General features: G+C 72.9%; 18 protein-coding genes and 1 pseudogene. 9 read left to right on the forward strand and 10 right to left on the reverse strand.

The annotated features are described in order from the left end of the window. Both ACZ434_RS01350 and mmsA read left to right on the forward strand, forming a co-directional pair. A pseudogene (locus tag ACZ434_RS01350) lies at positions 1–93 on the forward strand (5-deoxy-glucuronate isomerase); the annotation flags it as partial. 194 nt (positions 94–287) lie between these two features. Beyond that, the gene (mmsA, locus tag ACZ434_RS01355; protein WP_468450538.1) at positions 288–1790 is read left to right on the forward strand and encodes a CoA-acylating methylmalonate-semialdehyde dehydrogenase; all 1503 of its coding nucleotides are present in this window, start codon (positions 288–290) and stop codon (positions 1788–1790) included. A 282-nt stretch (positions 1791–2072) separates the two neighbouring features. Here the strand turns inward: mmsA and ACZ434_RS01360 are convergent, their stop codons facing one another. Continuing rightward, positions 2073–2249, reverse strand: coding sequence for a hypothetical protein (locus tag ACZ434_RS01360; RefSeq protein WP_468450540.1), 177 nt, complete (start codon positions 2247–2249; stop codon positions 2073–2075). Next, on the reverse strand, positions 2246–2482 hold the full coding sequence (locus ACZ434_RS01365) for a hypothetical protein (protein WP_468450542.1): 237 nt from the start codon (positions 2480–2482) through the stop codon (positions 2246–2248). The genes ACZ434_RS01360 and ACZ434_RS01365 overlap by 4 nt, the downstream gene beginning before the upstream one ends. Positions 2483–2614: 132 nt before the next feature. Between ACZ434_RS01365 and ACZ434_RS01370 the strand changes: the two genes are divergently transcribed. The 3 genes from ACZ434_RS01370 (at position 2615) to ACZ434_RS01380 (ending at position 7756) form a co-directional block, all read left to right on the forward strand. Next, positions 2615–3442 carry a helix-turn-helix domain-containing protein gene (locus ACZ434_RS01370; protein WP_468450544.1) on the forward strand — a complete coding sequence of 276 codons (828 nt, stop codon included), beginning with the start codon at positions 2615–2617 and terminating at the stop codon, positions 3440–3442. After that, a complete protein-coding gene (locus ACZ434_RS01375; protein WP_468450546.1) occupies positions 3439–3660 on the forward strand; it encodes a DUF397 domain-containing protein in 222 nt (73 codons plus the stop codon). Before ACZ434_RS01370 ends, ACZ434_RS01375 begins: the two co-directional genes overlap by 4 nt. Before the next feature lie 556 nt (positions 3661–4216). Further along, the gene (locus tag ACZ434_RS01380) at positions 4217–7756 is read left to right on the forward strand and encodes an nSTAND1 domain-containing NTPase (protein WP_468450548.1); all 3540 of its coding nucleotides are present in this window, start codon (positions 4217–4219) and stop codon (positions 7754–7756) included. On the opposite strand, the gene ACZ434_RS01385 is transcribed toward ACZ434_RS01380, so the two are convergent. After that, a complete protein-coding gene (locus tag ACZ434_RS01385; RefSeq protein ID WP_468450550.1) occupies positions 7757–8056 on the reverse strand; it encodes an NIPSNAP family protein in 300 nt (99 codons plus the stop codon). 216 nt (positions 8057–8272) lie between these two features. Here ACZ434_RS01385 and ACZ434_RS01390 point away from each other — a divergent pair, with 216 nt between their 5' ends. From ACZ434_RS01390 to ACZ434_RS01400, 3 genes are all read left to right on the forward strand, one after another. Further along, on the forward strand, positions 8273–10921 hold the full coding sequence (locus ACZ434_RS01390) for an alpha/beta fold hydrolase (protein ID WP_468450552.1): 2649 nt from the start codon (positions 8273–8275) through the stop codon (positions 10919–10921). Next, the gene (locus tag ACZ434_RS01395) at positions 10918–11808 is read left to right on the forward strand and encodes an ABC transporter permease (RefSeq protein WP_468450554.1); all 891 of its coding nucleotides are present in this window, start codon (positions 10918–10920) and stop codon (positions 11806–11808) included. Before ACZ434_RS01390 ends, ACZ434_RS01395 begins: the two co-directional genes overlap by 4 nt. A 152-nt stretch (positions 11809–11960) precedes the next feature. Next, positions 11961–12866 (forward strand): chaplin family protein, encoded by a 906-nt coding sequence (locus ACZ434_RS01400; RefSeq protein WP_468450556.1) that lies wholly within the window; start codon positions 11961–11963, stop codon positions 12864–12866. A gap of 109 nt (positions 12867–12975) precedes the next feature. Here the strand turns inward: ACZ434_RS01400 and ACZ434_RS01405 are convergent, their stop codons facing one another. Next, a complete protein-coding gene (locus ACZ434_RS01405; RefSeq protein WP_468451761.1) occupies positions 12976–14241 on the reverse strand; it encodes an NAD(P)-binding domain-containing protein in 1266 nt (421 codons plus the stop codon). A gap of 2 nt (positions 14242–14243) precedes the next feature. Next, positions 14244–15566 carry a carboxylate--amine ligase gene (locus ACZ434_RS01410; RefSeq protein WP_468450559.1) on the reverse strand — a complete coding sequence of 441 codons (1323 nt, stop codon included), beginning with the start codon at positions 15564–15566 and terminating at the stop codon, positions 14244–14246. A gap of 169 nt (positions 15567–15735) precedes the next feature. Between ACZ434_RS01410 and ACZ434_RS01415 the strand changes: the two genes are divergently transcribed. Continuing rightward, positions 15736–17070: a glycoside hydrolase family 26 protein gene (locus ACZ434_RS01415; RefSeq protein WP_468450561.1), complete on the forward strand. Its 1335-nt coding sequence runs from the start codon at positions 15736–15738 to the stop codon at positions 17068–17070. A 32-nt stretch (positions 17071–17102) separates the two neighbouring features. On the opposite strand, the gene ACZ434_RS01420 is transcribed toward ACZ434_RS01415, so the two are convergent. The 5 genes from ACZ434_RS01420 to ACZ434_RS01440 are packed head-to-tail and all read right to left on the reverse strand — an operon-like array spanning position 17103 to position 22947. After that, entirely contained in the window at positions 17103–17753 is a 651-nt protein-coding gene (locus ACZ434_RS01420) for a YveK family protein (RefSeq protein WP_468450563.1), read from the reverse strand. Between the two features lie 15 nt (positions 17754–17768). Then, positions 17769–18905, reverse strand: a complete 1137-nt coding sequence (locus ACZ434_RS01425) for a glycosyltransferase (RefSeq protein WP_468450565.1) — start codon at positions 18903–18905, stop codon at positions 17769–17771. Position 18906: 1 nt separating this feature from the next. Then, positions 18907–19671, reverse strand: coding sequence for a polysaccharide deacetylase family protein (locus ACZ434_RS01430; RefSeq protein ID WP_468450567.1), 765 nt, complete (start codon positions 19669–19671; stop codon positions 18907–18909). Then, on the reverse strand, positions 19655–21607 hold the full coding sequence (locus ACZ434_RS01435) for a lipid II flippase MurJ (RefSeq protein ID WP_468450569.1): 1953 nt from the start codon (positions 21605–21607) through the stop codon (positions 19655–19657). The genes ACZ434_RS01430 and ACZ434_RS01435 overlap by 17 nt, the downstream gene beginning before the upstream one ends. Next, positions 21604–22947, reverse strand: coding sequence for an O-antigen ligase family protein (locus tag ACZ434_RS01440; protein WP_468450571.1), 1344 nt, complete (start codon positions 22945–22947; stop codon positions 21604–21606). The genes ACZ434_RS01435 and ACZ434_RS01440 overlap by 4 nt, the downstream gene beginning before the upstream one ends. Positions 22948–22951 lie beyond the last annotated feature (4 nt).

A 22951-nucleotide genomic window follows, 5' to 3' on the forward strand; every position in this document is an offset into this window, starting at 1 on the left:
ATCGCCTCCGGCGCGGGCGGCCGCTTCGCTTTGGCAGGAGCGAAGTGCGAGCGAAGACTCCCCGCCCGCCGCGGCCCCGCGCCGGAGGTTCCGCCGCACTCCCATGTGTCCACTCCCGGACCCGAACGGCCGACACAGTGTCGGTCCCGCCAGGCCCCCCGGGACTGGTGGGATAAGGACATCGAGCGGCACAAGCCGCACGAACCGCAGGAACCGCACGAGCCGCGCGAACTGCACGAACGGCACGTCTCCACCCGACGCCGCCCACTGCGAAGGAGTTCTCGGTCATGACGAAGATCGTCAACCACTGGATCGGCGGCAAGACCGTCGAAGGCGCCTCGGGGAACCACGGGCCGGTGACCGACCCGGCGACCGGCGAGGTCACCACCAAGGTCGCGTTCGCGTCCGTGGAGGAGGTGGACGCGGCGGTGGCCGCCGCCAAGGAGGCGTACCTGAGCTGGGGCCAGTCCTCCCTGGCCGCCCGCACCACCATCCTCTTCAAGTTCCGCGCGCTGCTCGACGCCCACCGCGACGAGATCGCCGAACTGATCACCGCCGAGCACGGCAAGGTGCACTCCGACGCGCTCGGCGAGGTGGCCCGCGGCCTGGAGATCGTAGAACTGGCCTGCGGCATCAACGTCCAGCTCAAGGGCGAGCTGTCCACCCAGGTCGCCACCCGCGTCGACGTGTCGTCCATCCGCCAGCCGCTGGGCGTGGTCGCCGGCATCACACCGTTCAACTTCCCGGCGATGGTGCCGATGTGGATGTTCCCCATCGCCATCGCCTGCGGCAACACGTTCGTGCTGAAGCCGAGCGAGAAGGACCCGTCCGCCTCGGTCCGCATCGCCGAACTCCTCTCCGAAGCCGGCCTGCCCGACGGTGTCTTCAACGTCGTCCACGGCGACAAGGTGGCCGTCGACCGCCTCCTGGAGCACCCCGACGTCAAGGCGGTCTCCTTCGTCGGCTCCACCCCGATCGCCCGCTACATCCACACCACCGCCTCCGCCAACGGCAAGCGCGTCCAGGCCCTCGGCGGCGCCAAGAACCACATGCTGGTGCTGCCCGACGCCGACCTCGACGCGGCGGCCGACGCGGCGGTGTCGGCGGCCTACGGCTCGGCGGGCGAGCGCTGCATGGCGATCTCGGCGGTCGTCGCCGTCGGCGCGATCGGCGACACGCTGGTGGAGAAGATCCGCGAGCGCGCCGAGAAGATCAAGATCGGCCCCGGCAACGACCCCACCTCCGAGATGGGCCCGCTGATCACGGCGGCCCACCGCGACAAGGTCGCGTCGTACGTGACGGGCGCGGCGGCCGAGGGCGCGGAAGTCGTCCTGGACGGCACCGGCTACACGGTCGACGGCCACGAGAACGGCCACTGGATCGGCATCTCCCTCCTCGACAAGGTGCCGACGTCCGCCGCGGCCTACCAGGACGAGATCTTCGGCCCGGTCCTCTGCGTCCTGCGCACGGACACCTACGAAGAAGCCCTCGACCTCATCAACAGCTCCCCCTTCGGCAACGGCACCGCGATCTTCACCCGCGACGGCGGCGCCGCCCGCCGCTTCCAGCTGGAGGTCGAGGCCGGCATGGTCGGCGTGAACGTCCCGATCCCGGTCCCCGTCGGCTACCACTCCTTCGGCGGCTGGAAGGACTCCCTCTTCGGCGACCACCACATCTACGGCAACGACGGCACGCACTTCTACACCCGCGGCAAGGTCGTCACCACCCGCTGGCCCGACCCGGCCGACGCCCCGGCCGGCGTCGACCTGGGCTTCCCCCGCAACCACTGACCCCGCCGAACCGTCACCCCGGGCGACCGGGGTGACGGCCGTCCACGCCGTCCGCCGGACGCAATCGCTCCGGGGAGGCGGTCCACTCGCGCCCCCCACCCACGGGACGCACGAACGCGGTCGGACGCGCCCGCTGATCCCCTCGCCAGGGAGGCACGTACGGGGTGACGTCCTGCAACACCCCGACCCGCCCCGAATCCAGATCCACCACCAGCGCCCCGCGCGGGATCTCCTCCGTGCCGCGTGGCGGCGCAAGCCAGTCCACGTCCTCCGAGCCCCGGATCACCGCAGCCCGCCCTGCCGACTGCTCCAGCGATTGATCTCCCGCAGCCGCTCACTCAACGACCCCGCGGGCGCCCCATCGCCGCCCGGCCGCTCCTGCCCGGCCCTCAGGCAGGCCAGCACCCGCAACAACAGCAGCCACTCCTCCCCCGTGAGCGGCCGTACCTCCTCGCTCACCGCGCCCTCTTGGCGGCGCCCCGCAGCACGGCCGCGAGCTTGCGAGCCGTCGCGAGATTGCAGCGCCCGAGGTCGATCAGCGGCTCCGTGTGACACATCGCGGCCATGGGAACGTCCAGCGCCAACGAGGGCAGCGTGACCCCGACGCCGGCCAGCGCCACCCCCAACTCCTCCCGCACGGCCTCGGCCCGCTGAATTCCGTCCATCACTGTTTCGAGTTCCTTCTCCGTCATTCACCCGCTCCTGTCATCCATCACGTGCTGCACTCGAATCGTCACGCTGAGCGGGGCGACGTGACCAGCGCCGACGCGTTGCCACCCCACACGGCAGCGGAGGCGGCACGAGGGGACCGAGGAGCGGGGCCGATGACCGTAGGACCGGAGCAGCAGGACACCAACGAGGACTCCGCACGCGGCGCGCTCGGCAGCACCCTGCGCTACCTCCGCGAAAAGGCGGGCAAGTCCCTGAGCCAACTCGCCGACGACACCAACTACGACAAGAGCTACCTGTACCGCCTGGAAGCCGCCGAACGCATCTCCAAACGCCCGGTCATGGAGGACCTGGACACGTACTACGAGACCGGAGATCTGCTGGTACGGCTGTGGAAGCTGGCGCGGATGGATGCGTTCGTCGACCACTACAAAGCGTTCATGCGCCTTGAGGCCACGGCCAACGTGGTGCACATGTACACCCCGGTGATCCCCGGCCTGTTGCAGACCGAGTCGTACGCCCGAGTGATGCTCTCCATGTGGCCACGCCGAGACGACGAGGAACTGGAGGAGCAGGTCATTGCCCGCATCGGGCGGCAAGAGTTGCTGCACCGAACGCCCCGTCCGACCGTCCGCGCGATCATCGATGAGGCCGCGCTACGGCGTAGCGCGGCTGATGCAAAGACATGGGATGACCAACTGACCCACCTTCTCCGCGCCGTGGCGCAGCAATTGATCACTATCCAAGTGCTGCCGTTCAGCGCGGGAGTTGTGCCGGTGCCCGGTGGCTCACTGCACTTGCTCTGGCAACCGGACGGCAGCTCGGTTGCCTACTTGGAGGGCAGCTCGTCAGGTGATTTGCTCGACGAACAGGACGACATCCTCACGTACCGCTTGGCCTACGATCGGATCCGAGATGTGGCGCTCACGCCACAGGACTCGGTGACGTTCATCGAGCGCATCCTGGAGGAACATCGATCATGAGCCACACTCCCGACCTCGGTGCCGTGAGCTGGCGCAAGTCGAGCTACAGCGAAGGGGGGGCCGACAACTGCGTCGAGGTCGCCGACGGCCTCCCCGTCGCTGTCCCCGTCCGTGACAGCAAGACCCCGCACGGCCCCGTCCTCCGCTTCCCCGCCACCGCTTGGACCGCCTTTCTCAACACCATCAAGGACCCCGGCGCCCAACTGCCTGATGCGTAGCTGCTGACCCGTGGAACTCTCCCGCGTCGCGTGCCGAAGGCGAGAGCGTGAGGGTCTTACTCATCGGCTCAAGTCCTCCCCGCCTGCGTGGGGGTGTTCCGACGTTCATCGTCGGCGAGGCACACGCCTGCGAGTCTTCCCCGCCGATGTGGGGGTGCTTCGACGCCGGACATCGTCATGACCGTTGGCGCCTCGTCCTTCCTACCAACGTGTGGCCCTCCGCAAATGCGAGGGAGGCCACGTTCAGGTGGTCCTATCCAGGCCAGCGGGTAGAGGCGCCCTATGCCGAGTGTGCGCTGTCAGTGTCACTGCGCCGGTGTTCGTCTCAGCTTCCCAAGGGCCCATGAGCCAGGCACTCGCAGTACGACCTGCTGTGGCCGGAACCCACCTGCCCCATTGATCGCATACCCGGCGCCCCGGAAGATGGACCTGGGCTCTCCCGTCCGTGGTGAGGGTCAAGGAGACGCGGCGCCGGTTCTTCCAGGCCGGTGGATCGGGGGCAGGGCGTGCCGTCGGGCAGAGACGTGGTCGTGAGTGGTGCCGGATGAGGCACCGGATGCAGGTGGCGCTCCAGGTGTCGCTGGCGCTGATTGCCTGCTTACTCGGCATCACCACCAACTACGCCACCAGCGCGGACGATGCGCCGTGGGCGCTCGAAGTCATCCAGCGGTTTTCGGTCCCGGCGATCGGGCTGCTCGTGGTGGCCATGGTGGTCGGGCAGGTCGTGGTGTACCGGCTGGAGAATCCGGCGCCGCCGCAAGCCGACTGGCCGCGTGACCGGGTTCCGTATCCGGGACTGGACGCCTACGACGAGGACGAGGCGGCCGTCTACTTCGGCCGTGAGGCGCAGGCCGTTGAGCTGACGCGCAGGCTGCATGCCACCGAGACGCGGCCCGCGGAACGGTTGTTGCTGCTGGCCGGAGCGTCCGGCAGTGGTAAGTCCTCTCTCGTGCGGGCCGGGGTCCTGCCCCGGTTGCGAGAACGGCGCTGGACGGTCATCCCGCCCTTCTCACCCGGTCCGAATCCTCTCGGCGCCCTTGCCGCGTCCCTCGCGGCCGCCGCCGGAGAGCGGGAAGCAGCCGGCTCGGTACTGAGGCGGCTCCGCCAAGGGCCTGACGCCCTGCGGGCCGAACTGGCGCGGCTGCGTGGAGGGCGGTTCCGGCGGATACTCCTGGTCGTCGACCAGTTCGAAGAACTCGTCACTCTCGCGGGCGAGCGGGAACGAGCCCACTTCCTTGACTCCCTGAGTGCCTGCCTGGAGCAGGACCCCTCGGTCCGGGTACTGGCCACGCTCCGCGTGGACCTCCTGGGAAGGCTCCTCGGCACCGGCCACGCCGAACTCTTCCAGCACCCCGTTGCGATCGGCACCCTGGGCCGTGCACAGCTCGCCGAGGTGGTGGAAGCGCCCGGTGCGCTGGTGGGCCTCACCTTCGCACCCGGCGTGGTCGACACCATCGTGAACGAGACGGGCACGGACGACGCTCTTCCCCTGCTCGCCTACCTTCTCCAGGAGCTGTACTTCGCGTCCGGCCCCGGAGGAACGGTCACCGAGGAGCTGTACCAGCGGCTCGGCGGTGTGCCGGGTGCGCTGGCGCGGCAGGCCGACAACACCGTGGCAGGCCTCGGTACGGGTGACACCATCGACTTCGTCCTCCGCGTGCTGCTGAAGTTCGTCACCGTGGAGGGGCAGGAGGTCGCCCGCCGTCATGTGGCGCTGTCGGACCTCACCGACCGGGAGCGGCACGTGGTGGACGCCTTCATCGACGCCCGGCTGCTGCGATCCGACGTACGCGGCGATGCCGTCACCGGCCAAGAACCGTACGCACAGGTGACGCACGAGGCCCTGTTCCGGCAGTGGGCTCCGCTCAGGCAGGAGGTCGAGGCGCGGGCCGAGCGGCTGCGGGAGCGTGCGGAACTGGAGCGGTGGGCCGAGGACTGGGAGCGGTCCGGGCGCAGCGCCGACTATCTCCTCACCGGTGAACGGCTGGCGGTGGCCCAGCGATGGCTCGAAGCCCTGGAAGAGGCCGGGCAGGCGTCGGTGCCCGCGCGAGCCCTCGTCGAGGTGTCCCAGCGCCGGGACCTCGCTTTCCTCAGCCGTGTGTCCGACAGCATCGGCCGACAGGTTCTCAGCAGCGCGGAGACCGAACCCGAGCGGGCCTTGCTGCTGTCACTGGCCGCGCTCGGTGAGTGCACGCCGACGCTCTCGGCGCGGCGGGGCCTGATGACGGCGCTGACCGCCAGCCACCCCCGTACGCGACTCGACGGGCACACCGACACGGTTCGGGACGTCGCCTGGTCGCCGGACGGGCGTCTGCTGGCGACGGCCTCGCGCGACGGGACGGCGCGGATCTACGACGCCCGGTCGGGACGGTCCGTGCTCGCGCTGCCGTCCGACGGCGCGATGGTCGAGTCCGTCGCCTGGTCGCCCGACTCGGCCCAGGTGGCTACCGCCGGCCGGGACCATGTCGTACGGGTCTGGGACGCCGTCTCGGGGGAGCCGGTACGGCTGCTGACGGGGGCGGGTGACATCGGCAGGCAGGTGGCGTGGTCTCCGGACGGGGTGCACATCGCCGCCACGTTCAGGGACCGAACGGTGCGTGTCTGGAAGGCCCGGACAGGCCAACTCGTCCATGAACTGGACGGGCACGGAGACGACGTCTGGGGTGTTGCATGGTCGCCGGACAACAGCCTTCTCGCCTCCGCCTCTCACGACCAGACGGTGATCGTGTGGGACCTCGCGACGGGGACGGCCTCCGTGACACTGACCGGGCACACCGACTTCGTCGAAGGCATCGCCTGGTCGCCGGACGGGCGCCGGATCGCGACCGGCTCCGGGGATCACACCGCTCGTATCTGGGACGCTGAGACCGGCGAACTCCGACTTCTGCTGCGGGGGCACACCGACTACGTGTGGAACCTGGCCTGGTCGCCGGATGGCCGGATGCTCGCCTCCGCCTCCTCCGACCGGACGGTACGCATTGTCAGCACCGAGGACGCGAAGGTTCTGGCGGTGCTGCGCGGTCACACCGACACCGTGTGGGGAGTGACCTGGTCTCCCACCGGTACACAACTTGCCACCGGTTCGACCGACGGTGCCGGGATCGTATGGGACCTCCGTCCACGCGGCGCCGAGTCCACTCTCGTCGATGGCCACGACGGCCCGGTGAACCAAGCTGCTTGGTCCGAGGACGACAGCCGCGTCGCCACAGCGTCCGACGACGGCACGGCCCGGGTCTGGGATGCGGAAACCGGCGTTCCCGTCGGACCGGTCGTCCGTCTGGACGACCGGGTGTGGAGCGTGGCCTGCTCGCCGCACGGTGACCGCCTCGCGCTGAGCACCAACGATGGGCTGTTTCGGGTCGTGGACGGGACCGGCCGCCCGCTTTTCGAGCGGCGCGGGGACGTTGTCGAAGGCTGCTCCTGGTCTCCGGACGGCCGACGGATCGCGACCGGCGGACATGACGGCGCCGTACGTGTGCTGTCGGCGCTGGACGGGACCGAACTGATGAAGTTCGAGGAACACCAGGACTGGGTGGGCCGCGTGGCATGGTCGGGGAGCGGGCGCCTGCTCGCCAGTTGTTCGGACGACCGGACCTGTCGGCTCTGGGACACCGGCGACAGCCGGCAGCTGACCATCTTGCGCGGACACGACAACTACGTCGAGGACGCCGCCTGGTCCCCGGACGACACGCGCGTCGCCACGGCCTCGGGTGACTGGACGGCCGCCGTATGGGACGCGGCCACCGGGCGTCGCATCGACATCCTGAGAGGCCACGAGGGACGGGTCCGTGCCGTCGCCTGGTCACCCGACGGCAGGCACATCGCCACCGGATCGGACGACCGCACCGTACGCGTGTGGTCCGCGGCCACCTTCGAGGAGGTCGGTGTCGTCGGTGTCCACCAGGGCAAGGTGACCTCGGTGGCGTGGTCCCGCGACAGCATGCGGCTGCTCACCGGGTCCGCCGACGGGACGGCCCGGGTGTGGCCGGCGGAGCCGGATTACGACCGGCTGGAGGCGGTCGCGCGGACCCGTGTCTTCCGTACGCTCACGGAAGAGGAACGGAGACACCACATGCTGCCGCTCGCCCCTCCGTGATCAGTGGACCTGCTCGACCGCGCGGTCGTCGGTGTGGAGGAGGTAGTCGTCCGGGTTCAGGTTCATCGCCTCGCGCTCCGGCGATGCCCAGTACAGAGCATTGCGCTCCTGAAAAGTCTCGGGACCGTCGTAGGAGATCAGCCACACGAACTGGTTGCGCTCCCGCACCGTCCACGCTCCGCCGATGGTGAAGCCCAGCTTCAGCCGCAGTGGCACGATCTGTTCCCGCCAGCGTTCGACCCACTCGTCGAGCATGCCGTCACGAACGGTGTACGTACGCAGCTGTGTGGTCCTGGGCATGGCGGACTTCCTCCCGCTGTTCGACCGTTGTGGCAACAGCCTAGGGAGATCAGCGGCCATCGAGGGTACTCCGACGCATCAATGGCCGGAGTACGCCTGTGTCGGCGTGTACCACGAACGCGGTACGCGCCCACGCTTCCGTACGCCTGTGGGAGGCCCCCCGGTTCGGTCTGTGGTCGACAACTGGTCGACAGGTTGACCCCGTACGGTTGACGCATGGATCTTCGACTGCCCGGAGTGCGGTGGCTGCGGACGCGACGGGTCGCTGCCGCCGTGGCCGCCGTCGTCGTGCTGGCCGGGGCCGGTACGTGGAGTGCCGTGGCCTCCGACGACGCGCCCGCGGTGCGCCGTGCCGAACGGGTCATCAGTACGGGCGACGGGGTGCGGATCGACACCGCGTACTTCACCGCCGGACCCGAAGGGCGCCGGCCCGCCGTGCTGCTCGGGCACGGCTTCGGGGGCAGTAAGGAGGACGTGCGGGCGCAGGCCGAGGGGCTTGCCCGCGACGGGTACGCCGTCCTCACCTGGTCCGCGCGCGGGTTCGGGAAGTCGAACGGGAAGATCGGGCTGAACGACCCGGGGGGCGAGGTCGCCGACGTCTCGCGGCTGATCGACTGGCTGGCGGAGCGGCCCGAGGTCGAGCTCGACGAGGACGGCGATCCGCGGGTGGGGATGGCGGGCGCTTCGTACGGGGGTGCCATCGCCCTGCTCGGCGCCGGGTACGACGACCGGGTCGACGCCATCGCCCCGGCGATCACCTACTTCGACCTCGCCGACGCGCTGTTCCCCGGCGGCGTGTTCAAGAAGCTGTGGGCCGGCATCTTCGTCAACTCCGGTGGCGGGTGCGAGAAGTTCGAGCCCGCGCTGTGCGAGATGTACGAGCGGGTCGCCGAGTCCGGCGTGCCGGACGCCGAGGCGCGCGGGCTGCTCGAGGCGCGGTCGCCGTCCGCCGTCGCGGAGCGCATCGACGTGCCCACGCTGCTGCTGCAGGGCCAGTCGGACTCCCTCTTCCCGCTCGGCCAGGCCGACGCCGCCGCGCGGGCGATCCGCGCCAACGGCGCCCCGGTCGCCGTCGACTGGATCGCCGGCGGACACGACGGCGGCGACCCGGAGACCGGGCGGCTGGAGCAGCGCGTACGTGCCTGGTTCGACCGCCACCTGAAGGGCGACAAGGGCGCCGACACCGGCCCCGCCTTCCGCGTCACCCGCACCGGGGGCGTCGACTCCACCGACGGGCGGGCCGTGCTGAACGGCGCGAGCGCCGACCGTTACCCGGGGCTGGCGGCCGGCGGCCGGTCCGTTCCGCTCACCGGACGTGACCAGCAGAGCTTCGCCAACCCGGCCGGCGCCAACCCGCCCGCCGTCTCCGCCCTGCCCGGCCTCGGCGGCTCCGGCGGACTGGCCCAGCTGTCCTCCCTCGGCGTCGGGATCTCCCTGGACTTCCCCGGCCAGTACGCCCGCTTCGAGTCCGCCCCGGTCACCGGCGACCTGCGGATCACCGGCTCGCCGACCGTCACCGTGCACGTGAAGTCCACCGGCGACGACGCCGTCCTCTTCGGCAAGGTGTACGACGTCGGCCCGGACGGGCGTCAGCAGGTGCTGCCGTCGCAGCTCGTGAGCCCCGTGCGGGTCGAGGGCGCCAAGGCCGGCAAGGACGTGACGCTCACCCTCCCCGCCGTCGACCACGAGGTCGAGGACGGTCACCGGCTGCGCCTCGTCCTCGCCTCCACCGACCTCGGCTACGCCTCCCCGGCCGCGCCGGCGACGTACACCGTCTCCCTGAAGAGCGACCTCACCGTGCCCACCGCGCCCGGTGTGAGCACGGCCGCCGCCCCGCTGCCGGCGTGGGTGGTGTGGCTGCCGGTCGCGGGCGCCGTGATCGCCGTCGTCCTGCTGCTGACCGGCCGCCGCCGCACCACCGCCCCGGCCCCCGACCCCGGACTCGCCGACGTCCCGCTCCGGATCACCGGCCTCAGCAAGAAGTACGCCCGCTCCGCGGACCGGTACGCCGTGCGGGACCTGTCGTTCCGCGTCGAGAAGGGGCAGGTGCTCGGGCTGCTCGGGCCGAACGGCGCGGGCAAGACGACCACCCTGCGGATGCTGATGGGGCTGATCAGGCCCGATGACGGGGAGATCCGGGTCTTCGGGCACGCCATCCGCCCGGGTGCCCCGGTGCTCTCCCGGGTCGGTGCCTTCGTCGAGGGCGCCGGCTTCCTGCCGCACCTGTCGGGGCGGGAGAACCTGGAGCTGTACTGGCGGGCGACAGGGCGCCCGCCCGAGGACGCCCACCTTGAGGAGGCCCTGGAGATCGCCGGGCTCGGCGACGCGCTCGCCCGCGCGGTGCGCACCTACTCCCAGGGCATGCGGCAGCGCCTCGCCATCGCCCAGGCCATGCTCGGCCTGCCGGACCTGCTCATCCTCGACGAGCCGACCAACGGGCTCGACCCGCCGCAGATCCGCGAGATGCGCGAGGTGATGATCCGGTACGCGGCCGGCGGGCGCACGGTGATCGTCTCCAGCCATCTGCTGTCGGAGGTCGAGCAGTCCTGCACCCACCTCGTGGTCATGGACCGCGGACAGCTCGTCCAGGCGGGCCCGGTGGACGAGATCGTCGGCTCCGGCGACACGCTGCTCGTCGGTACCGTCACGCCCGTGGAGGAGCCGGTCGCCGAGAAGGTCGCCGCGCTGCCCGGCGTCGCCTCGGCCGTCCGCACCGACGAGGGGCTGCTGGTCCGGCTCGACGCCGACGGCAGCGCCCCGCGCCTGATCGCCGAACTGGTCCGGCTGGACGTGCCCGTGGCGGCGGTCGGCCCGCACCGCCGCCTGGAGGACGCCTTCCTCACCCTGATCGGAGGTTCCGCATGAGCACGCTCACCGAGCCCACCGAGCGCGCCGAGGCCGCCGAGCGCGCCGAGGTCGCCGACGGCTACCGCGCGGGCCGCACCCTGCCCCTGCGGGTGGAACTGGCCCGCCAGCTCAAGCGCCGCCGCACCTACGTCATGGGCGCGATCCTCGCCCTGCTGCCGTTCGTGCTGGTGGTCGCCTTCGCCATCGGCGGCGAGCCCGACCGCCCGGGCGGCCGGGTGAACCTGATGGACACGGCCACCGCGTCCGGCGCCAACTTCGCCGCCGTGAACCTGTTCGTGTCGGCGGGCTTCCTGCTGGTCATCCCGGTCGCCCTGTTCTGCGGGGACACGGTCGCCTCGGAGGCCGGCTGGTCCTCCCTGCGCTATCTGCTCGCTGCGCCCGTGCCCCGGATGCGGTTGCTGTGGTCCAAGCTGATCGTCGGACTGGGGCTGAGCCTCGCCGCGATGGTGCTGCTGCCGGTCGTCGCGCTCGCCGTCGGCACGGCCGCCTACGGCTGGGGGCCCCTGCACATCCCCACCGGCGGCGCGCTCGACCCCGGTACGGCCGCCCAGCGGCTGGTGATCGTCGTGGCGTACCTCTTCGTGTCGCAACTGGTCACCGCCGCCCTCGCGTTCTGGCTGTCCACCCGCACCGACGCCCCGCTGGGCGCGGTCGGCGGGGCGGTGGGCCTGACCATCGTCGGCAATGTGCTGGACGCCGTCACCGCGCTCGGCGACTGGCGCCACTTCCTGCCCGCGCACTGGCAGTTCGCCTGGGCGGACGCCGTCCAGCCGACCCCGGAGTGGTCCGGCATGATCCAGGGCGCGGCGGTGTCCGTGACGTACGCGCTGGTGCTGTTCGCGCTGGCGTTCCGCGGGTTCGTACGCAAGGACGTGGTGTCCTGACAGCCCGGCCCGCGCGGGCGTCGCGCGGGCCAACCGGGTGAACCTGCGCAACCGATTCCGTGGAGTCGGGTTGATGAAGGAGTAGGCCATGCGGCAGCGGAGGGCCAGAACGCGTGGCCGCTCCCGATTCTTCAAGCAGGAAGACAACCACATTGCGACAGACCCTGAGCAGGGGAATGTTCGCGGCGGCCGCCGCCGCCACGGGCATTCTGTCCCTGTACGGAACCCCCGCCCTCGCCGACTCGTACGCGGGGGGCGGTGCCGAGGATTCTCCCGGTGTGCTGTCCGGGAACAACGTGCAGGCACCGGTCCATGTGCCGGTCAACGCGTGCGGCAACACCGTCACCGCGGTCGGCGCGTTCAACGAGGCGTACGACAACACGTGTGTCAACAGCTCCGAGGGCAAGCACGGTGACGGCGCGACCGCGGTCGGCGGCACGGAGGGCTCGCCCGGCGTGGCCTCCGGCAACACCGTGCAGGCGCCCGTCCACGCCCCGGTGAACGCGTGCGGCAACAACGTCACCGCGGTCGGCGCGCTCAACGGCACGTACGACAACACCTGCGCCAACCTCTCCGAGGACGACCACTCCAAGAAGGCCGCGGACCGTTCGGCGGAACCCGCGCACGAGGGGTACGGCTCCGGCACCTCGCACAGCGAGTCCGGTGGCGCGCACGCGGTGGGCGCCGCCAAGGGCTCGCCCGGTGTGCTGTCCGGCAACGTCGTCCAGGCGCCCATCGACCTGTCGCTGAACGCGTGCGGCAACAGCGTCAACCTCGTGGGCCTGCTCAACGACGCGAGCGACAACACCTGCGTCAACGAGGCGGGTTACGAGAAGGAGAAGGAGAAGGAGAGGGACAAGGAGAAGCCCGAGCCTCCCACCAAGGTCAAGACTCCTCCGACGCGCGACGAGGAGCCGCCGGCCGAGGAGGTGCCCGGCAACCCGCCGCACCTGGCGGAGACCGGCAGCGACGGCATGCTGGTCGCCTCGGCCGCCGGTGCCGCGCTGCTCACGGGCGGCGCGATGCTGTACCGCCGCGGCCGGGCCGCCCGCCGCTAGCCGGCCGCCGACGGGTGCCGGACCCGCCCCGACCGGCACCCGCGCCCTTCCCGAAAGAAGCGTCCCCCGGACCTCACCGGTCCGGGGGACGCTTCGTCGTACGTCTCCGTCAGCCCCGTACCGGCGACGGCGCCCCGCTGCGGCTGACGCCGCCCGGGACGGGAACCGTGCCGCGCACCGGCGTCGAACCGAGCCGCCGGCGCACCCCCTGCACCAGCGTCGACGCCGTGTACGTCGCGCCGTGCACGAACCGCATCGCCGGTCCGAAGCCGGACGCGGTCACCAGACCGGCCAGGAACAGACCCGGGTGCGAGGACTCGAAGCCGTGGCCGACCGCCGGGGAACCGTCGGGCAGCGCCGCCATCGAGCCGCGCAGCTCGGCGGAGAGCAGTCCCAGCCGGTCACGGTGCGCCTTGAACCCGGTGGCGGCGATGACGTGCTCGGTCTCCAGGGCGCGCCGCCCGCCGGAACGGTCGGTGAGGTCCAGCCGCAGCCCGCCCGGCACGGCCGCCGCCGCGGTCACCTCGTGGCCCGGCAGCAGATCCACCGCCCGCTCCACCCGCTCGCGCACCCACCAGGCTCCGGCCGGACCGAGCGCCGTGGCCGCGATCCGGGCACGGGTCGCCTCCGGCAGCCGCCGGAACAGGCCCGGACGCTCGGAGTAGAACCAGTTCCGCCAGCCGGGGCCGAGACCGCTGTGCGGCGAGCGGACCGACTGCCACCGGGAACGCTCCAGGGTGGGCGGCACGTCGTTCCACCGCAGCCGCTCCGCCCGCGCCAGCACCCGTACGCGCGTGCCCTGCTCGGCGAGGAGCGCCGCCGTCTCCAGGGCCGCCTGGCCGCCGCCGATGACGGTGACGTCCTTGCCCTGGAAGTGGCCCAGGTCGCTGTGGTGGCTGCTGTGCGTCACCAGGGTGGGGTGGAGCCCGCGCAGCGCCGCCGGCACCTCGATGAACGGCATCACCCCGACCGCCAGCGCCACCGTCCGCGCGCGCAGCGCCTGCCCGTCCTCGGTGACGGCCGTGAAACCGTCGGCGCCGGACGACACCCGGGTGATCGTGCGCTCGTCCACCGGCGGTACGGCATGACGGGCGAACCACAGGCCGTAACCGGCGAACGCCTCCACCGTGATCGGCTCCGCGTGACGCGCCGTCAGGCCCTGCTCGGCGCAGTAGGCGTCCAGCGTCCAGCGGCCGGCCGGGTCGGACAGGTTGGACGCCCACGGCTCCGACTTCAGGAACATGCCGCCGGGCATGTGGTCCCGCCAGGACGCCATGGGCCGGCCGAACACGCGCAGGTTCAGTCCGGCGGCCGACGCGTGCGACGCGATCGACAGACCGTACGGACCCGCGCCCACCACCAGAAGGTCGTACATCATCAGCTGCTCGCTTTCTCGTTGTCGGTCAGGGAGGCCGGGGAGACCGGTGAGGCCGGGGAGACGGAGGAGGCCAGGGAGGCGGACGAGGCCGGGGAAGGGGGTGCCGTCCGGGGCACCGGGCGCGGTGCCGGCACCGGGGCCGTCGTGGTCAGCCGCTGCCGCAGCCGGCCGGACACATGGCGGGCCCACAGGGCCCACATCGCCCATCCGGGGGCGCGGTCGTCCCCGGCGTACCAGGCGAGTTCGCGTCCACCGGACGCCACCGCCGTGCGCAGTGCGGCGAACGGCGCGTAGTTCTCCACCACGAACGACCGCCCGGTCACCGGATCCCCGTCCGGCAGCGGACGCCCGGTCAGATCCAGGTGCAGGGCGCGTACGACGTCCACTCCCGCGCTGTCCGCGAACAGCCGGAACTGGGCGCCGGGGCGCGGGTTGAAGTCGAGGAGGTGGTAGCGGCCCGTGGTGCCGCAGCGGCGGAAGTCGAGGTCGAGGACCCCGCGGTAGCCGAGTTCGTCGACGGCCCGCTCGGCGAGCGCGACCACCTCGGAGTTGGGCGTCCAGTGGCCGACCGCGGTCAGCCCCGCACCGCGCGGCCAGGACAGCCGCTTGCGGCCGGGGCCGCCCGCGCGGACGGTGCCCGAGCGGTCGGCGTAGCCGTGGAAGAACCAGTCCCGGTCCTCGCCCGGCGGCAGAAACGCCTGGAGCAGCAGCGGGCTGCCCGCCTCCGCGGTGCGCGCGTGCAGTTCCCGGGCCTGCCGCTCGGTGTGCACCAGCTGAGTGCTGCGCAGTCCGCTGCCGGGCGGCAGCAGCCAGGGCCGGCTCCACTTGGCGACGAGCGGGAAGCCGAGCCGCCGTGCGTCGTCGGCCGCGCCGCCGGGGCCGTCGGGGACGAGCGTGCGCGGATGGGGAATGCCGGCGGCGGCGCACACGGCGGCCAGTTCGCCCTTGTCGGCGACGCGCCCGGGCAGCGCGGCCGGCAGCTCGGGCAGCAGATAGGACGGTGCGAGGTCCTCGCGCAGCCGGGCGGCGGCGATGGCGGTCGCGTCGTCCATCGGGATCAGCACCGCCGGGCGCCCCACCTGGCCGGCCACGCGGCGCAGCACGGCGAGGATCTCGTCCGAGGACGCCCCCGGCGACGGCGGGGAATGCATACGGCGCACATAGCGCGAGCGCCGCACGGGACTTCCCGCGCAGTCGGCGACGACATGCACGTCCACGCCGGCCCGGCCGAGCGACCGTACGGCGCCCAGGGTTCCGTGGTGAAAGGGATTCCGGTCGATCCGCAGCAATACGGCGGGAACTCCGGTGTCAAGCAACGACACGCATTCTCACTTTCTTCTGGCGCCGGCTCACCCGCGCGGGGCATTCCGGCACTCGAAAGCCGCAGTGGCAGTGGCAGCGTCGGATTTCTTATGACTGACTTCATATGACTGTTCGTCAACAGCGAGGCTTCAGGCAGAAGGCGGACGCGAGCGAGAAGAGGAGCAGCCAATGGCCCCACAGCACAGGCGGGTCCGGGCCCGCGCGATGGCCGTGGGCGCGGCGGCGGTCGTCGTGTCGGCGGCCCTGGCGGCCGGCCCCGCGGCGGGGGCGGTACGGGCCGGCGACTCCCGCCCCGCGCTGCCGGACCCGGACCGGCCCGCCGCGCCGGCCGCCCCGGCGCCCACCGTTCCGACACCCGAGATCCCCACGGCGCCGGAGATCCCCGCCGTGCCCGAGATCCCCGCGGTCCCGGTGCTCCGCCCGCCGGCCCTCACCCCGCCGTCCGTTCCGGGGCAGGAGCGGGGCGTGCCGGCCTTCGGCGCCTTCCTCGCCTCCGACGAGCGCGGCGTGGCCCGCATGGAACAGCTCAGCCGCTGGCTGGGCGGTGCGGAGCTGCGGGTCGGCCACACCTACCTGCCCGGCAACCGCTGGAGCGACATCGAGGGCGACATCCGCTTCCTCGAGGCGTGGGCGAAGTGGCGCAACGCCGACGACGACCGGATGCTCGTCCTCAACGTCCCCATGCAGGAGCGCGACGAGGAGGGCGTCTCCGACGAGGAGGTCCGCGCACTGCTGCGGCGGGGCGCCGCGGGCGAGTTCGACCACCACTTCCGCGCCCTCGCCGAGCGGCTCGTCGAACTGAAGGTGCCGGACACGATCCTGGTGCTCGGCTGGGAGATGAACGGCGTCACCTACACCCACCGGTGCGGACCCGACCCGGAGTCGTGGAAGAAGTACTGGAACCGCATCGTCGAGACCATGCGCGCGGTGCCCGGACAGAAGTTCCGGTTCGACTTCACACCGAGCCGGGGCCGCGACGCCGTGCCCTGGACGCAGTGCTACCCCGGGGACGACACGGTCGACATCGTCGGAATGGATTCCTACGACCAGCCGTCCGGGATGTCCTTCGACGAACAGGTCGAGGAACCCTACGGACTTCAGGCGCACGTCGATTTCGCCAAGGCGCACGGCAAGCCGATCTCGTACCCGGAATGGGGGCTTTTCCGCAACGGCGACAACCCCGAGTACATGCGGCGCATGCTCGAATGGATGGACGAACACCGGCCGCTCTACAACACGGTGACCGACTACTGCCCGCACGGGGTGTGGCAGTGCGACGACCATCCCGAGTCGTCCCGCGTCTACAAGGACGTGCTCCACGGACGCACCCACGACGCCGACCCGGACGTCCCGGACGCCCCGGAGGTCACCCCCGCACCGTCCGCGCCGGCCGGGGAGCTGCCCCCGGAGAACTGCTCGCCGCTCGACCTGGGCCGCTGGGTGGAGTACTGGCTCGGCGGGAAACTCTGCGTGCGCTTCGACTGGTTCTCCCGCAGCCGCTAGTACGGCAGCCCGCCCGGCCGGGACCACCCCCGTCACCGCTGCACATCGGCGGCGGTGGCCGGGCCGGGCACCGAGGCGGTGGGCGCCGGGTCCTCGGGACGGCCGCCCCGCCTCGGCCGCGCGAGCAGGGCCAGGCCGCCCAGCAGCCCGCCGGCGCTCGCCCCGACCAGCGCGGTGACCGCCGTCGGCGCGGACGCCGGACCGCCCGGCTTCACCGCGCGGGAGAACTGCACCAGCCGCACCTGGGTGCTGCCCTTGGTGTCCTCCGCGTGCCGGGTCAGCGCCCGCGAGACCGCGTTCGCCATGTCCACGGCCTCCTCGGGCCGCGCGGACGTGGCCGTGACGGACACCATCGGCGCGTCCGGCGAGGTCGCGGTGCGCACGCTGTCGCGCAGCGTCCGCACCGGTACCCCGGCCCACAGCTGGGCGTCGCCGAGCACCGCGAGCTGGGTCGCGACCCGCCCGTAGGCCTGCGCGAAGCCGCGGGCCGCCTCCGGGGTCGCCTTCTCGGTCGGTACGGCGACGACATAGCTGGTGGCCGTGTACGACGGGGGCGTGAGCAGGCCGTACGCGCCGCCGAGCAGTCCGCCGAGGAGCGTGGCTGCCACCAGCGCGGACCAGGCCGGCAGCTGCTTGACGCGGTCCAGGGACGGAAGGCGCCGACGGGTCGGGGTGTCGGTCATGACGGGCTTGCTCCCTTAAGGTGCGGGGGACGGCGACGAGCCGGAGACGGCCGCCGCGTACACGTCCATGAGGCGGGCGGTGCTGCGGGTGATGCTGTAGTGGCGTGCGGCCCGGCCGGCCGTGCGCGGGCCGGGGCCCGCCGCGCGGACCTCGGCGATCGCGCGGGCGTACGCGTCCGGGCCGCCGCGCACCCGCCGGGCACCCGAGGACGCCGACGGGGGCAGGTCCTCGATCGCCGGGCAGGACGCGTAGAGCACGGGCAGGCCGGACGCCAGCGCCTCCACGGCGGCGAGCCCGAAGGCCTCCTCCGCGGACGGGGAGGCGAACAGGTCCATCGCCGAGGTGAGCGAGGGCAGATCGGGCCCCGGCGAGCCGTCGGGGAGGCCAGGACGCTCCCCGGCGAACAGCACCCGCCCGGCCACCCCGGCCTCGTGGGCCGTGCGCCGCAGCACATGCTCCTCGGGGCCGCCGCCCACCAGCAGCAGCCAGTGGTCCTCCGGCAGCCGGGCGAGCGCGTGCACGAGGACGTCGAACCGCTTGCCCGGGGCGAGCCGGCCGACGCCGCCGACCACGAAGGCGCCCTCCGGCAGCCCCAGGCGCCGGCGGGTGCGCTCGCGGCGCTCCGGGTCGAAGCGGAAACGGTCCACGTCGACACCGTTGGGGACGACCTCGATCCGGGGGGCCGGCACGCCCCAGCGCCTCAGCCGGTCGGCCACCGTGGGGGAGACGGCGACCGTCGCCGAGCCGAGCCGCTCGCTCGCCAGATACAGCGCGCGCACCCCCGCCGTCAGCCGCCGCCCCTCCATCTGCGAGTCGCCGAGCGAGTGTTCGGTGGCGACGACCGCGCGGACCCCGGCGACCCGGGCGGCGAGACGGCCGTAGACACAGGCCCGGTAGAGGTGGGTGTGGACCAGGTCGTAGCGGCCGGAGCGGATCACCTTGACCAGGCGGGGCAGGGCGGCCAGATCACGGTTGCCGCCCATGCCCAGGTGCACGACCCGGACCCCGTCGGCGCCGAGCCCCTCGGCGACCGGACCGGGATTGGTGAGCGTGACGACGTCGCAGTCGACGGGCAGATGACGCAGCAGCAGCCGCAACTGCAGCTCGGCCCCGCCGACGCCCAGACCGGTGATGATGTGCAGCGCCCTCATCTCACACGCCCTCCACCGGGCGGCGGCGCAACCGGTGCAGCCGCAGCTTGAGATGGAGGCGCAGCGCCGTGTCGTTCTGTCCCACGTGTGCGCGCGGCAGGGCGTGCGGCCCGGTCAGCGGGCCGGGGTCGATGGCACAGGCGTAGGCGTAGCCCGCCTTCCGTACGGCCTCGACCGCGCGGGCGTCGACCGTGCCGTACGGGTAGCAGAACCCGTCGACCGGGGCGCCGGTCAGCTCCTCGAGCCGGGCGCGGCTCTCGGCGACCTCGGCGGTGAGGGTCGTGTCGTCGGCGCGGGTGAGGTCGACGTGCGTCAGTCCGTGCGAGCCGATCTCCACGCCCGCCTCGGCGACGCGCCGGATGCCGTCCGCGGTCAGCAGCGGCTTGCGCGGGCCGAGCGGGTCCCATTCGTTGTCGCCGCCGAGCCGTCCCGGGAGGACGAACAGGGTGGCGCCGCAGCCGAAGCGGTGCAGCAGCGGCAGGGCGGTGGTGAGGAAGTCGGTGTACCCGTCGTCGAAGGTGAGACCGACCAGCCCCCGCCCCTCGCCCCGGGCCCGCGCGGCGAGCAGCTCGGCCACGGACACCCCGCGCAGCCCCCGCCGGCGCAGCCAGGCCAGCTGCCGTTCGAGCCGCTCGGGCGTGACGGTGATGCGGTAGGGGTCGTCCGAGCAGTCGCCCACCGAGTGGTACATCGCCACCCAGGGCACCGGCCTGGGGTGGGGGTCCGGGCGTCTGCCCGTGTCGAGGGAATCAACGGAAGCGGCCATGTGTGAGCTTTCGTGTGACGGTACGGACGGAGCGCAGCGCGGATGCGGGGCCCCGGGAGCCGAGGACGGACAGGACGAGCGGGACGAAGACGGCGGTCACGGTGAGACAGCCGGCCGCGAGCGCCGCCGCCGGCGACCCGAACCGGCTCGCGGCGTACACCCCGGCGGCGACGGCGAGGGCGGAGGCGAGGACGGGCCGGCTCAGCTCGGCCAGCACCTTGCGCACACCGACCGAGACGCCGGTGGCGTCGACCCGGCGGGACGTGCGCAGGCCCGCCAGCAGCAGGGCGGCGGTGACGGTGATGCCGAGCGCGTTGGCGGCGGCGATCCCCGCCACACCCCAGCGGCCCACACCCACGGCGCCGACGAGGGACGTCACGGCGATGCCCGCCGCCATTACCCCGACCGGGTACCAGCTGGGGCGGCCCGCCGAGAAGTAGCAGCGGACCAGGGCGCCCACCAGGGTCTGGCCGAGCAGACCGAGGGCGTACACGCGCATGACGTCCGCCGTCGCGGCGGTGTCGGCACCGGTGAACGCGCCCCGCTGGAAGAGCAGTCCGATCATCTGGGGGGCGCAGGCGATCACCGCGCACATGCCCAGCAGCACCACACAGGAGGCCAGCACCAGGTCCCGCTCCACCCGCCTGCGGGCCCGTTCGGTGTCGCCGTCCGCGAGGGCGCGCGCCACCACCGGGAAGGTGACGGTGCACACCATCAGCGACAGCGTCATGGGGATCTGGGCCACCTTCTGCGCGTAGTTCAGGTGCGAGATGGCGCCGGCGGGCAGGGAGGACGCGAGGAAGCGTTCGACGAGGACCTGCGACTGGCGGCAGAGCGCGAACAGCAGCACGGCCGCGATCAGCGCGAGCCGCACCGGCCGCTCCTCGCCGCCCTTGCCGGTGTCGGCGGCGGGCGCCGGGGTGCGCGAGGTCAGCTGCCGCCACAGCGACGGCAGTTGCACCGCCACCATCAGACAGCCGCCCACCGCCACCCCGACCGCGGCGGAACGCACCCCCCACTCCGCGCCGAGGAGGAACATCATCGCGATGATGCCCGTGTTGTAGGCGACGTAGATCGCCGCCGGCGCGAAGAAGCGGCGGTGCGCCCGCAGGGCGGCGCTGCAGTACCCGGCGAGCCCGAACGCCAGCAGGCTGATCGCGGTGAGCCGGGTGCAGTCGACGGCGAGACGCGGATCGGGCAGGCCCGGCGCCAGCACCCGGACCAGGTGAGGGGCCCCGGCGGCGGCCAGCGCGGCCACCGCGGCGAAGGCCAGGCACAGCCGCGGCAGGGTGGCCCTCACCAGTTCGCGGACCGGGTCGCCCGGCACGCCCCGGGCCCGTCGCGCCAGCGCCAGGCTGAACGCCGGGATCAGCGCGATTGCCAGCCCGTCCTCGATCAGCAGCGTGGCGGCGATCTCCGGCACGGTCCACGCGACGAGGAAGGCGTCCGTGTCGCTCCCCGCCCCGAACAGCCGCGCCAGCGACTGGTCCCGCACCAGCCCGAGCAGCGACCCGGCGATCGACAGCACCGCCGTGACGAGCGCGGCCCGCGCGAGGAACCCCCGCGACGCACCCCCACCCCCTCCGGCCTCCGGTTCGTCGACTCCCGGGGCGCGGGGGGAACGTCCGGCGGACGCGGACGCGGACGCGGACACGGACCCGGACCCGGACGCCGACGCGTCGCGCCCGGTGTGTCGGAGCCCGCCGTCCGCCGGAACGGAGGCGGCGGACGCCGGGGCCAGGGGTACTTCCCGGGCCGGTCCGTCGCGTTCGGTCACCTGGCCGGTGCGGCCGGCGGACACCGGCGCGTCGGCTCCGTCCGTCGCGGGAACGGACAGCACCGCCCCCGCCCGGGACTCCCGGACCCCGGGCCCGTCGGGCGAGCGGACACCGGCCACCGGCTCGGGGCCGGCCGGCTGGGAGGGCAGTGCCGTCATCGCGCCACGGCCTCCTCGACCCGCCCGGGCACCCCGTCACGGCGGACGCCGTCCGGGCGTTCGTCGCGGGCGAGCCCCCACCACGCCGTCAGGCCGAGCGCCACACCGGTCAGCACCGTCGACGGGCCGCCGATGTCGCCGTACACGAAGTCGGTCAGCTGCCACAGCAGCAGGCCGCAGGCGACCAGGGCGCAGTCCAGGCCGGGACCCCGGCGGCGCACCCGCAGCAGCCCGCGCACCGCGCAGACCAGCAGCGCCAGCCAGCTCCCGGCGAGCGTCAGCAGCCCGATCAGGCCCTGCTCGCTCAGCACCAGCAGATACATGCTGTGCGGCGAGAGCAGCGCCTGCCGGCGGTACGTCCCGCCCGCGCCCCCGATGTCGCTGCCCGAGGACAGTGCCAGGGTCGCGTGTCTGTCCCGGTGCTCGGGAAAGCCCTTCAGGCCCACCCCGGTCAGCGGATCCTCGCGCCACATCCCGGCCGCCGCCGCCCACAGCGTGTACCGGTCGACCACGGACTGGTCCGGCGCGTCGGTGACCTGCGTGATGCTGTCGATCCGCTCCTGCAGCATCGCCGTACCGACCCCGAAGCCGCCCATGAGGACCACCCCCGAGGCGACCACGGCCGCCCCCACCTTCAGCGCGCGCCGCAGCCCCGCCAGCGCCAGCTGCGCGGAGCACGTCAGCGCGGTCGCGATCCAGGCGCCCCGGCTGAAGGACAGCGCCAGCGGCAGCACCAGCACCAGCGCGCACCCGGCGGCGGCCCACCGCTGCCACAGCGGCGCCCGGCCCAGCGCGAGACCCGCCGCGCACACCACGCCCAGCGACACCGCCGTCGCCATGCCCATCACGTCCTGCGCCCCGAAGGTGCCGACCGCGCGGATGTTCTCGCCCTGGTACGAGGCGCCGGTCCCGGTGACGTACTGGTGCACGCCCACCGTCCCCTGCCACAGCGCCAGCCCCACGAACGACCAGGCCAGCGCCCGGAAGTCGGACCGGCCCCGGAGCAGCATCAGCACGGCCGCCGGGACCAGGACGAAGACCTGCAGATAGCGGCCCATGCCGCCGATCCCCGCACCCGTCGAGTCCGCCGCCATGGCGGCGAGCGCCAGGCCCACGACCGGCAGCCCCAGCACCAGCGCCGCGCGGGGCGACAGCGGGCGCCGCCGTTCCCGCAGCAGCCGGATCACGCAGTACCCCACCAGCAGCGCGGACGCCACGTCGGCGGCCCCCGCGCCGTCCCCGGCCGGCGGCAGGGCCAGCAGGGCGACCACCGCCACCATCGGCAGCACCGGCCCGAGCGCGGCGGCCCGGCGCGGCAGGGGCAGGAGGACGTGGCTCACCTGG

This window comes from Streptomyces sp. NPDC030893 (assembly GCF_055571535.1).

Bases quoted from the DNA above. Each gene is read 5' to 3' on its own strand.
- mmsA (WP_468450538.1), top strand. From the start codon at position 288: ATGACGAAGATCGTCAACCACTGGATCGGCGGCAAGACCGTCGAAGGC.
- ACZ434_RS01365 (WP_468450542.1), bottom strand. From the start codon at position 2,482: ATGACGGAGAAGGAACTCGAAACAGTGATGGACGGAATTCAGCGGGCC.
- ACZ434_RS01370 (WP_468450544.1), top strand. From the start codon at position 2,615: ATGACCGTAGGACCGGAGCAGCAGGACACCAACGAGGACTCCGCACGC.
- ACZ434_RS01375 (WP_468450546.1), top strand. From the start codon at position 3,439: ATGAGCCACACTCCCGACCTCGGTGCCGTGAGCTGGCGCAAGTCGAGC.
- ACZ434_RS01380 (WP_468450548.1), top strand. From the start codon at position 4,217: ATGCAGGTGGCGCTCCAGGTGTCGCTGGCGCTGATTGCCTGCTTACTC.
- ACZ434_RS01385 (WP_468450550.1), bottom strand. From the start codon at position 8,056: ATGCCCAGGACCACACAGCTGCGTACGTACACCGTTCGTGACGGCATG.
- ACZ434_RS01390 (WP_468450552.1), top strand. From the start codon at position 8,273: ATGGATCTTCGACTGCCCGGAGTGCGGTGGCTGCGGACGCGACGGGTC.
- ACZ434_RS01395 (WP_468450554.1), top strand. From the start codon at position 10,918: ATGAGCACGCTCACCGAGCCCACCGAGCGCGCCGAGGCCGCCGAGCGC.
- ACZ434_RS01405 (WP_468451761.1), bottom strand. From the start codon at position 14,241: ATGTACGACCTTCTGGTGGTGGGCGCGGGTCCGTACGGTCTGTCGATC.
- ACZ434_RS01415 (WP_468450561.1), top strand. From the start codon at position 15,736: ATGGCCCCACAGCACAGGCGGGTCCGGGCCCGCGCGATGGCCGTGGGC.
- ACZ434_RS01420 (WP_468450563.1), bottom strand. From the start codon at position 17,753: ATGACCGACACCCCGACCCGTCGGCGCCTTCCGTCCCTGGACCGCGTC.
- ACZ434_RS01425 (WP_468450565.1), bottom strand. From the start codon at position 18,905: ATGAGGGCGCTGCACATCATCACCGGTCTGGGCGTCGGCGGGGCCGAG.
- ACZ434_RS01430 (WP_468450567.1), bottom strand. From the start codon at position 19,671: ATGGCCGCTTCCGTTGATTCCCTCGACACGGGCAGACGCCCGGACCCC.
- ACZ434_RS01435 (WP_468450569.1), bottom strand. From the start codon at position 21,607: ATGACGGCACTGCCCTCCCAGCCGGCCGGCCCCGAGCCGGTGGCCGGT.